The organism is Congzhengia sp., from assembly GCF_037235575.1.
Classification (GTDB): Bacteria; Bacillota; Clostridia; order UBA1381; family UBA9506; genus Congzhengia; species Congzhengia minquanensis.
Genome location: NZ_JAXUNN010000035.1, coordinates 1 through 8,716 on the forward strand (window position 1 = coordinate 1; position 8,716 = coordinate 8,716).

General features: G+C 40.6%; 15 protein-coding genes and 1 tRNA gene. 11 read left to right on the forward strand and 5 right to left on the reverse strand.

The features are described from left to right. Both WIG73_RS08185 and WIG73_RS08190 read left to right on the forward strand, forming a co-directional pair. The coding region (locus tag WIG73_RS08185; protein WP_337400082.1) for a hypothetical protein at positions 1–2,310 on the forward strand (2,310 nt) is incomplete at its 5' end. A 126-nt stretch (positions 2,311–2,436) separates the two neighbouring features. Continuing rightward, positions 2,437–2,512: transfer RNA gene (locus tag WIG73_RS08190), tRNA-Lys, on the forward strand. A gap of 119 nt (positions 2,513–2,631) precedes the next feature. On the opposite strand, the gene WIG73_RS08195 is transcribed toward WIG73_RS08190, so the two are convergent. The 4 genes from WIG73_RS08195 to WIG73_RS08210 form a co-directional block, all read right to left on the reverse strand. Next, positions 2,632–3,726 (reverse strand): site-specific integrase, encoded by a 1,095-nt coding sequence (locus WIG73_RS08195; protein WP_249313681.1) that lies wholly within the window; start codon positions 3,724–3,726, stop codon positions 2,632–2,634. Positions 3,727–3,891: 165 nt separating this feature from the next. Beyond that, a complete protein-coding gene (locus tag WIG73_RS08200; protein ID WP_177680347.1) occupies positions 3,892–4,416 on the reverse strand; it encodes a hypothetical protein in 525 nt (174 codons plus the stop codon). 20 nt (positions 4,417–4,436) lie between these two features. Then, positions 4,437–4,850 (reverse strand): ImmA/IrrE family metallo-endopeptidase, encoded by a 414-nt coding sequence (locus tag WIG73_RS08205; RefSeq protein ID WP_177680346.1) that lies wholly within the window; start codon positions 4,848–4,850, stop codon positions 4,437–4,439. Positions 4,851–4,878: 28 nt separating this feature from the next. Continuing rightward, positions 4,879–5,208: a helix-turn-helix transcriptional regulator gene (locus WIG73_RS08210; protein ID WP_177680345.1), complete on the reverse strand. Its 330-nt coding sequence runs from the start codon at positions 5,206–5,208 to the stop codon at positions 4,879–4,881. Positions 5,209–5,580: 372 nt separating this feature from the next. Here WIG73_RS08210 and WIG73_RS08215 point away from each other — a divergent pair, with 372 nt between their 5' ends. The 5 genes from WIG73_RS08215 to WIG73_RS08235 are packed head-to-tail and all read left to right on the forward strand — an operon-like array spanning position 5,581 to position 7,250. Further along, the gene (locus tag WIG73_RS08215; protein ID WP_337400083.1) at positions 5,581–5,802 is read left to right on the forward strand and encodes a hypothetical protein; all 222 of its coding nucleotides are present in this window, start codon (positions 5,581–5,583) and stop codon (positions 5,800–5,802) included. Next, positions 5,786–5,953, forward strand: a complete 168-nt coding sequence (locus tag WIG73_RS08220; protein ID WP_177680343.1) for a helix-turn-helix domain-containing protein — start codon at positions 5,786–5,788, stop codon at positions 5,951–5,953. Before WIG73_RS08215 ends, WIG73_RS08220 begins: the two co-directional genes overlap by 17 nt. A gap of 17 nt (positions 5,954–5,970) precedes the next feature. Beyond that, complete coding sequence (locus tag WIG73_RS08225) at positions 5,971–6,234, forward strand: hypothetical protein (protein ID WP_249313678.1); 264 nt, start codon at positions 5,971–5,973, stop codon at positions 6,232–6,234. A 5-nt stretch (positions 6,235–6,239) separates the two neighbouring features. After that, the gene (locus WIG73_RS08230) at positions 6,240–6,506 is read left to right on the forward strand and encodes a hypothetical protein (protein ID WP_177680428.1); all 267 of its coding nucleotides are present in this window, start codon (positions 6,240–6,242) and stop codon (positions 6,504–6,506) included. Continuing rightward, positions 6,507–7,250 (forward strand): hypothetical protein, encoded by a 744-nt coding sequence (locus tag WIG73_RS08235; protein WP_337400084.1) that lies wholly within the window; start codon positions 6,507–6,509, stop codon positions 7,248–7,250. A gap of 74 nt (positions 7,251–7,324) precedes the next feature. Here the strand turns inward: WIG73_RS08235 and WIG73_RS08240 are convergent, their stop codons facing one another. Beyond that, positions 7,325–7,507: a DUF6774 domain-containing protein gene (locus WIG73_RS08240; RefSeq protein ID WP_337400085.1), complete on the reverse strand. Its 183-nt coding sequence runs from the start codon at positions 7,505–7,507 to the stop codon at positions 7,325–7,327. A 161-nt stretch (positions 7,508–7,668) separates the two neighbouring features. Between WIG73_RS08240 and WIG73_RS08245 the strand changes: the two genes are divergently transcribed. The 4 genes from WIG73_RS08245 to WIG73_RS08260 form a co-directional block, all read left to right on the forward strand. Beyond that, positions 7,669–7,992 (forward strand): hypothetical protein, encoded by a 324-nt coding sequence (locus WIG73_RS08245; RefSeq protein WP_337400086.1) that lies wholly within the window; start codon positions 7,669–7,671, stop codon positions 7,990–7,992. Next, positions 7,982–8,179, forward strand: a complete 198-nt coding sequence (locus WIG73_RS08250) for a hypothetical protein (protein ID WP_337400087.1) — start codon at positions 7,982–7,984, stop codon at positions 8,177–8,179. The genes WIG73_RS08245 and WIG73_RS08250 overlap by 11 nt, the downstream gene beginning before the upstream one ends. Next, positions 8,176–8,484 (forward strand): hypothetical protein, encoded by a 309-nt coding sequence (locus tag WIG73_RS08255; RefSeq protein WP_337400088.1) that lies wholly within the window; start codon positions 8,176–8,178, stop codon positions 8,482–8,484. Before WIG73_RS08250 ends, WIG73_RS08255 begins: the two co-directional genes overlap by 4 nt. A gap of 6 nt (positions 8,485–8,490) precedes the next feature. Next, the coding region (locus WIG73_RS08260; RefSeq protein WP_337400089.1) for a hypothetical protein at positions 8,491–8,716 on the forward strand (226 nt) is incomplete at its 3' end.

Consider the following 8,716-nt stretch of genomic DNA (forward strand, 5'->3'; position numbering starts at 1 on the left):
GACGGAGCTTTAAAGGTGGTTGAATTTTCGGTGCCCGTTTCTGGAAATTATATTTTTTATGTGTATAAAACAAAGGATTATGCAGGGACGATTTCAACAGCAATCATTAATAAATCCAGCATGGAGAATGTTTTTGCATATAACGATAAACTGTTAGCAGGGAAGCAATATGTTAAAGTTGGTAAATCTACCACACTGCCGGTTCTGTTGGAGCAGGACGTAAAATATGAACTGACTGTAGCTTCTAACGGCGCAGCAATTGACATTGATTATATCGACGTGATGTGTGTAGATCTGCCTGTGAACGGAAAAACCTCAATTCCATCTCATTACGCCGTTAATGTCTCTGACATGGACGACGGCCATTTAAATAACACCGACCAGGCGAAGAATATGCCAACTCCCGGATACGCCTTAATTGGCGACTTTAACAGCGAGCTGTTAAGCAGCCGCCGCGAAACTTTTCCTATTAGTTTGCACTTAGACAACGGAAAATGGATTGAATATAGTTTAGATGTGAAAACACCGGGGCTGTATAGTGTTAAGATAGTTGCGAATACTTATCCCACAGGCGGGCCGGTAAAAGACAGTGAAGAAATAAAAGAAATTAATGAACAGTTAAAATATTCTGTAAATGGAACCCTGATTGGCACAGTGCCCTATAGCAACAACACAGCAGACGACCTTATCTTAACTATGCCATCGGTATATCTTGGCGCAGGAAACCAAACAATTCGGTTTGACCACCCTGCGACACCGAAAATTGCCGGATTTTATTTTAAAGAAATTTTAATTGCCCCCTCGACAGAGTCAAATATAATTGACGCAACAACATTGCCTGCAGAATTTAATGGAACCTCCATTTCTTCTATTACCGGCTCTACCTCTGGAAGAATGATTAACCTGAATGCGGGAGAAAGTGTTACGTTCAAATTTAAATCCGGGGCGTTTGATTCGGCGGATTTAAAGATGATAGAAAGCGCTGTACCCCAGAATGCGTCTGTGACATATGTAATGGACGAGGAGGCTCCGCAAACTGTTACCATAAACCAGCTTGGAAAAATTTTTGAAGCAAAAGATATTACAGAGGGGCCGCATACTATCACCATTACGTCAAATACGGCGGGAGTTGGAATTGCTAGGCTTTTGCTTTGTGAACATTCAGATGATGTTGCGCAGGGTACGACAATTGATGTGCCTGCAAGATCAATTCGAACAGCAATTGGATTAGATTATGGCGTTATTTTGGGAGGAACCGCAGTGGTGGATCCTGATAACGGTGTATATACCATAACCGGTCCCGGAGAATATCAATTTAAGCTGAACATTGCAGACGGCGGGTATTATACCATGTATGCAAATGCGATGATGTATCAGAATTCTTTTACAATTTCGATAGATGGTAATGATGTTACCACAAAAATGTATCAGGATACTTCCAATCCGAATAACATAAGAGACTCGTTGCCGGTAAAATTGAAACGGCTTTCGAATCCTATTTATTTAAATGCAGGAGAGCATGAGTTTATTATCAATGTATTAGACGGCAATTTTGCCGAGATTCACAATATGGAACTGCAGCGCACGGATGGCCCTATTTCAACAGATATAACAAATGAAACGATTATTCCCGCATGGAACCATTCAAGCTGGAGAAATTTATCCAACGGATGGTATTTCCCTCATCAGGACGGGCAGGGCGGTAAGCTTACCGTTGGTATTTACTCCGATTTGCGAAACATTGTTGTGGAAGGAAGCGCGGAATATACCTTTGACGTAACAGTGGAGGAAAGCGGATATTATAACTATGGTCTTTATTATACCAATCCTGAAAACCAGACGGTATTTCATTATGTCATTGATGATGTTACGTATGAATTGTCGGGAACATCAGGCAGTACAACTAAATTGTCTTCGACAGAGGCAATCTATCTGGAAAAAGGAAAACACACGGTTACGATTTCTAAAAAATCCAGCGCCGGCGGTACTGTAAGGGTGTTTGCGCTGACATTTGCCAAAAGTACAGGCAACGTAATTACGCTTGATACGGCGGCCTCAAAAGCAACATTTGAGGTTGATTTCGGAAAAACCGTTACAGGTACAGTGATCACAGCGCTTTATCAAGACAACCAGCTTGTGGGTGTTGTGACCACCAGCATTAATGAAAAGCAAAACGTTGTAGTTGGTGTGCCTTATAACGCTTCACCCGATACTGCAAAAGTCATGGTTTGGGGAAACCTAATCAACATAAAACCAATAGAAGGTGCGGCGACATATACGTCTGCTTCGCCTGAATGGAAAACAAAATAAACAGTTAATGAGAACCGTCCCGCAAATGCGGGACGGTTTCTTCAAAAAATATGAAAAAAATACTTTACAAATTAAAATAAATATGATATAATAAATTCTCGTTGAGTGGTTTAATTTTATCTATATGCACCATTAGCTCAGTTGGTAGAGCACCTGACTCTTAATCAGGGTGTCCGGGGTTCGAGCCCCCGATGGTGTACCACCAGAAAACCCCGCAGCCGTAAGGCTTGCGGGGTTTTGTTATTTTTGTCGTTCGGTTAAAAAGTGGTGTTTGACTGAATTTTGACTGAATAAATATGTTTGAATGATTTTGTTGACTGATTATTGGAAAGCGGATGTAAGTTTTTCTGTTATGTCGGCATCACTACGTTCGAGGTGTGTGTAGATGTCGAGCGTTACGGTAATGCTTTTATGCCCCAACAGGTATTGGGCGGTTTTGACATCGATTCCGGCGTAGTATAGTGTTGTGGCGTAAGTATGTCTTAACGTATGTGCGGTGAAAGTTGGTTTCATTCCATCATTCATATAGTATGATGTTTTTTTCTGAATGGATGAAAACATACGCCGGAGCATGGATTTTGTGGCGATTTGGCCGTTTTGTGTGGTGAACAGGTAATCGTCACAGGAGGTGACATATGTTTTCAAGAAGTCGCTTAGGCTTTTTGGCATTGGGACATCTCGGACACCGGCGTCTGTTTTTGTGTAATGATTGATTTCTGATACATTTTCTTTAAAGATTAAATTATCTTTTACGTGAATGATTCCTTTTTTAAAATCAATATTTCTTTTACGCAGTGCGAGGATTTCTCCACGGCGGAGGCCTGCCTGCCATCCAATCATAACAAAGGCGCGCTCTTTGGGCGTGTAGTCTGCATTTTTTATGGCGTTTTTTTCTTCTTCTGTTAGGGCCCGTTTTTCCTTTTTGTGAAATTTCGGTGCTTTGATACTTTTTGATGGGTCTTTAAAAATTAAATCGTTTTCTGTGGCAGCAGCAAAGATTTGGTGTAGGCACAGAACAAACAATTCGGTTGAGCGTGTTAAACCTTTGTTTGTTAGTTGGTTAACGGCTTGCTGTAATTGGATGGGCGTTATTTTTGATATTTTTAAATTTGCGATTTGCATTTTCAGCAGATAACGCCTGATGCAACCTTCGTAAGCGGCGTAGGTGTTATAGCTTGCGTCGTTTTTATAGGTTGAAAGCCACTGATGAGCCCATTGTCCCAGGGTGATGTTTTTATCGTCAACAAGAATTCCTTTATTTAGCTGTGATTTAAACTCTGAAATTTTATTTTCCAACTCGGGAATTGTTTTCGCATAGATATTTTTATATTTGGGTTTGCCGTTATCCTGGAATCCAATTTTGATTTGTTTGACATATCTGCCGTCTGCACGTTTTTTATATTTTGATTTCGGCATAAAAATTCCTCTTATAACAAGATTTTATTAAAAGCTTTTGCACAGCAAAAGCTACATAAACAGCGTTTCAAGCTCGCGAAGCGGGAGATATATACTCTCCGCTTGCTTCATATGAATCGGTACCAGCCACAAAAGCCGGTGGGGAACATCTTAGCGAGGTTATATCTATTGGTTCTTTTGATTTTGTTCTTCTTTAATAATGGAATGGATTTCGTGTTTTATGATATATTCCTGTGCTTCTGCCAAAAAATGGAGTTGTTCAACTTCTTTGAACTCGGCATTGAGTGATTTTAATTTCTTTCGGTATGTATTAGATACAATGAAAAGCAATTTTATCCAAAATGAATTGCAGCGGATTTTCAGGTGTTCTAATTCGTTGAATATTCTGTTTTCGTATGCTGTTTGCAATGCAAAATAAGCAATATATTTATTTTTTAAACGGGGTAAATCTTGTTCTATTGCGATATTGAGAAGTTTTATGATTTTATCTTCATTTTGAAGCGCTGATCGCATTTTGAGGATTGAATATTCCATGGAACGTAAAACACCGTGGTACCCTTTGTGTTCGAGCCAGTATAAAGCGGCGGTGCCAACAAGAGCCCAGGTAATGAAAAGCCAAAAGGCGGCATAGAGCAAATAAAATAAGTAGCAAATTATTATTCCGCCTATTTCCATAACTTTAGCAACCATTTGTAACGCCTGCCTTTTTATTATGAATTATGATTGAATGTTAATTCGCAGCAGTTTAAATAATAATTTAAGGCTGTTTTTATGAACGATTCGGGAAGTTCGAAGTAGTCGGCTAAGTCGTAGGTTTCGTAGATGCCGCTCACAACTGCCTCGTTCAGTTTCGAAAAGGGAAGCAGTGTTTTTATTGCCCACCGGTTCGCCCTTTCTTCCATTCTCCCCCGGTTATCAATTGTGCTGATTGTGTAGAAAGAACCTGTCATGCAGTGGCCCAGTTCGTGGGCAAGCACGGCTTTTTCTTCACGGCAAGTTTCAATTTTATCTATATCAATTGCAATAGAATCAGGAATGGATATAGACACAGCTTGCCGCATTGGAAAATAATCTACATTGATTGCGTTCTCGTCCGCAATCTCATATAACTCATATAAATTCATATTAATTCCCCCGAATTATACAAATAGTTTAAGAGTTTTTCTTTTTTAATTTTTTATATCTGATGTAGTCTAATACATCTTGTTTTTCTTCTTCTGTCATTTCTTTTACTTCCCCATAAAGGGCAAAGTCAACGCCGGACAACTGTTCATCGATTGGCTGTGGATTATCTGTATTCCCCATAAGGTAGTCTTCGGAAACATTCAGGTAGTCAGCAATTTTTTTTATTTTGTCTATTTTGGGAGATGATTTCCCACTTTTCCAATCACTAAAGACGGTAGGAGATATGCCGGTATCTTTAGCAACTCGATACGCAGTAAGTCCTTTTTCTTGTACGATTTTCACAAAATTATCATACATAATTTAGTCACCTCTCACAATATTAAGGAAATCCTAAATAATGTATTGACACTATTTAGGAAATCCTATATAATGTACCTGTACCCACCAAAGAGCAAACGAAAACGCACCGCTTTTGATAGCGGGTAAGTGTTATTTTATTGATTCGCACCTTTACTATAGCACAGCGTAAAAATTTTGTCAATGATGGTTACAAGAAAAATAGGATAACGCGCTGAAATTTGTAAAAACAAAAGTGTTAATCCCGACACGGCGCATGGTGACACTCCCCCTTTAAATCATCATGCAAACTCTACCTAAGCGCGTTATCTTGTTTTTACCTTAAAATGGTTTATTGATAAATTAATCATAAAAGACGAAAGGAGAAAAGCCATGACGGGAAAAGCGATTAAAATAAAGCTGCTGGAACTTGGCAGAACGCAGCTTGATTTGCTGGAAGAACTGAAGAAATATGGCTATCATTTGAAACCGCAGTTATTGTCGAGTTATATTACCGGGTATAAGCGCACGCCACAGAGCGCGGTTGTGCTTGACCTTGTGGGGAACATTTTAAAAGAGTGGGAAGGAGCGAATGAAAATGCCGAAGTACATTAGTTTGAAAAAATTTATGCAGATGTATGGAATTGGTCAGACAAAGGCTTATGAGTTGATGCACAGGAAGGGATTTCCGGCCAGGAAGATTGAGGGTCGATGGAAGATTGAACTTGCGAAGCTTGAGGAATGGGAAGCGACGTTTGATGAGTAAAACGGGAGGTGAGTGGTTTGGACTACCCGGAGATTAGGCTGAATTTGGGAAAAGCTGTGCTTTATAAAGAGAAAAAATATATTCTTTTAGGGAAGCGCGTGTTAAAGCAGGAAAATCCGTTTCTGCCGGCGCGGTTTGAGTTGGTGTTATTTAACAAGGAACGGCAGTCGGCGCTGTTTGCGCCCATGGAGGAAGTGGAGCCTGCGGTTAAAATGTTTGGCTGGCGCAGTATGGCAGAGGACGCGGAGGCCGCTGTGCAGGAAGAAATTAAGAAAGGTTGATTACTGTGAAAAAGTATTTGAGAGATTTATATTGTCGCGTTGGCGGAAAACGGTTTGAAAAAGGTGTGAAGAACATGGTGAAACTGGTGGTGTTTGCATTTTTGTTTGCTTTGTTTGCAAACTTAATTTCGTCGTGTCAAAAAACAGAGCCGGAAATTTATGAAGTGCGGAAAAGCGGCGTTACATATCGCACGTCAGAAGCAAACAAGCGGTTAAAAGAGCCGGAAATATGGGAAGAAACAATTTTTTTTGCTGTTGGAGGGGAGCAATAAATGGAAATGACGGAGCTTGACATTGTTCGGGATTATGGACAGGCTGCAAACAAGGCTGCGCAGATTGGAATTTTAGCAGACCTAAATATGTGCAGCCCGGCAGATATTGTTGGGGTTTTGCAAAAAAATGGTATTCCGCTGCCGGAGGGCGTAACGAGTAAGCGATATAAAGAATTTCGCAGGCCAGCTGCCGGCAGGGTCGAGTGGAACGAGGAAAACATTGAACGGCTGCGCGGGTATGTTTTGGACGGGCTGTCGCTTGACGAAATTGCGGAGCGGTTTGGGACAGGGACTACTGCCGTGTCGAAACAGATTGCAAAGTATGATTTGCGGGGCAAAAAAAGCAAGAAGGCGAAAGAATCAATTGATGATACATATATAAAACAGTTGGAGCAGCAATTAAAAGAGGCAAAGGAAGAAAAGCAGCGTATTTTGGCGGAGCACAATAAGGCGGTTGCGGACTATACAGAGATGATTGTGGGCTTTGAGCGGAAGTTGGAACAGGCAAAAAAGCGGTGTGAGTGTTTGTGTGAGGAAATGCGTGGCATTTTGGAGGGCGGCGTTTTTTCAGAGATTCAGATGCAGGCGCGGAACATAAAAGGACTTGCGGTGCTTGGACTTTGCGCTGTAGGAAAGAACTGTGCGTTAGAAGGTGTTCGGGCGGCGTTTTTAAATATTACAGAATCGGCAGACGTGATTGTGGAAGAAGCGGACAAGACAGCAAGAGGTAGGAAATATGTGTAAAAATACAGTAAAGATGGATTGTTTTGGGTGCGGCCTGTGGGTTTGCCGGCGGCGGATAAAGATGAATTGCCGTTTTAGTTTTGGCTGTCGCCCTCCTCATCGTTTTCACCCAATTCCCCAGCGGCAAGGATAGTAGCGAGGGAATCTCCCAGCTGAGTAAAGACTGCGGCGAGAATAGAAATTTCCTCTGCGCTGAATGTTTTGGAAATAGCACAAGCGAGAGAAGATATTAAAGTTACTAATTCACATGGATTCAAAAAAACCACCCCGTTGCGGCCCCGTCGAAATCTTTGATTTCGGAAACGGCGCCCATGCAAGGCTTCCCCGCAAAACAAGCCGCTTGCGGCGCAGGTGAGCGGCTGGAAGCTACTGCTATCAGTATATGATGATTGCGTCGGGAAGTGAAAGGAGCGGAAAAATGGTAAAAACACATAAGAGCAGCAGATTTGTATTATACACACTTGAAAATATACGGGACTGCAAAGACGTAGTTTTGCAGATTTTAGACACAAATTCAAATTTTACCAGCGGTGGAAAATGTTATCTCTGCGAGGTTGTCGGGCGCTATGAATATAACAATATCCGCTTCGAGCGGGACTTGACGGACGAGATATGCAGACAAAATGAGGAAATCAGAAGGCAAAAAAGAAAAATAGAGCGGTTGGAGAAAGAACTAATTAAGGAGCGTGACCGTGTGTTTGAATTGGAGCATCTTAAAAAGGAGCGGAATAATGAACAATGATTTGATAAGCAGGAGTGAATTGTTACAACAGTTTGAAAACTTAAAGAAAAAATCGGAAACTTTGCGAGACATGATATATCTTGATGGCGTTATGGCAGTCATTGAAAACGTGCCAACAGCCGACACAGAACGGTACGGTGAGTGGATGCCGCTGCCGGAACCGCCTAAGGGGGCTGAAGAAAAGTGAAATATGAAATTATAAATCCGTCAGACAAATGCTTTATCACTTCTGGTGATGAACGATTGGCAGAAATTGTGTGCGTTATGTTGGGTAATGGCTCATATGGTCTGAAAGATGAAAACGGTAATACCGTACTGTGTGTTTTAGAACCGTTGGATATTTCAGAAGAGGAAATACTCTACATATTTAAAGAAAAAAGAGAAGAACTTGCAAAAGTATTTTTGAGCTTTGAATATGCTGATAAACGTACAAGCTTAAACAATATTCAAGAAAAATCTTTTCGGCTTGGTGATAATTTAAAAGAGAGGTGATAAATAATGAATAAATGTCCTTTTGTAGCAACGAAAGAGTGTGAAATACCACCATGTGATAGTTGTGTGAATTTCATAAATTGTTCATTTAGAGATATTTGTAGTTTTGATATGCATTCTGGAAAGGAGCTTAAAAAAGATGAAAAACACGGTAAAATGCGGCCAAAAAGGAGAGTAAAGAAAATGGGGTATAAATCAGGCTTAATACAAAAATTAAAATTATGTTATTTTT

Coding starts and splice junctions, on each gene's coding strand:
- WIG73_RS08195 (WP_249313681.1), bottom strand. CDS start 3,726: ATGCCGAAATCAAAATATAAAAAACGTGCAGACGGCAGATATGTCAAA.
- WIG73_RS08200 (WP_177680347.1), bottom strand. CDS start 4,416: ATGGTTGCTAAAGTTATGGAAATAGGCGGAATAATAATTTGCTACTTA.
- WIG73_RS08205 (WP_177680346.1), bottom strand. CDS start 4,850: ATGAATTTATATGAGTTATATGAGATTGCGGACGAGAACGCAATCAAT.
- WIG73_RS08210 (WP_177680345.1), bottom strand. CDS start 5,208: ATGTATGATAATTTTGTGAAAATCGTACAAGAAAAAGGACTTACTGCG.
- WIG73_RS08215 (WP_337400083.1), top strand. CDS start 5,581: ATGACGGGAAAAGCGATTAAAATAAAGCTGCTGGAACTTGGCAGAACG.
- WIG73_RS08220 (WP_177680343.1), top strand. CDS start 5,786: ATGCCGAAGTACATTAGTTTGAAAAAATTTATGCAGATGTATGGAATT.
- WIG73_RS08235 (WP_337400084.1), top strand. CDS start 6,507: ATGGAAATGACGGAGCTTGACATTGTTCGGGATTATGGACAGGCTGCA.
- WIG73_RS08245 (WP_337400086.1), top strand. CDS start 7,669: ATGGTAAAAACACATAAGAGCAGCAGATTTGTATTATACACACTTGAA.
- WIG73_RS08250 (WP_337400087.1), top strand. CDS start 7,982: ATGAACAATGATTTGATAAGCAGGAGTGAATTGTTACAACAGTTTGAA.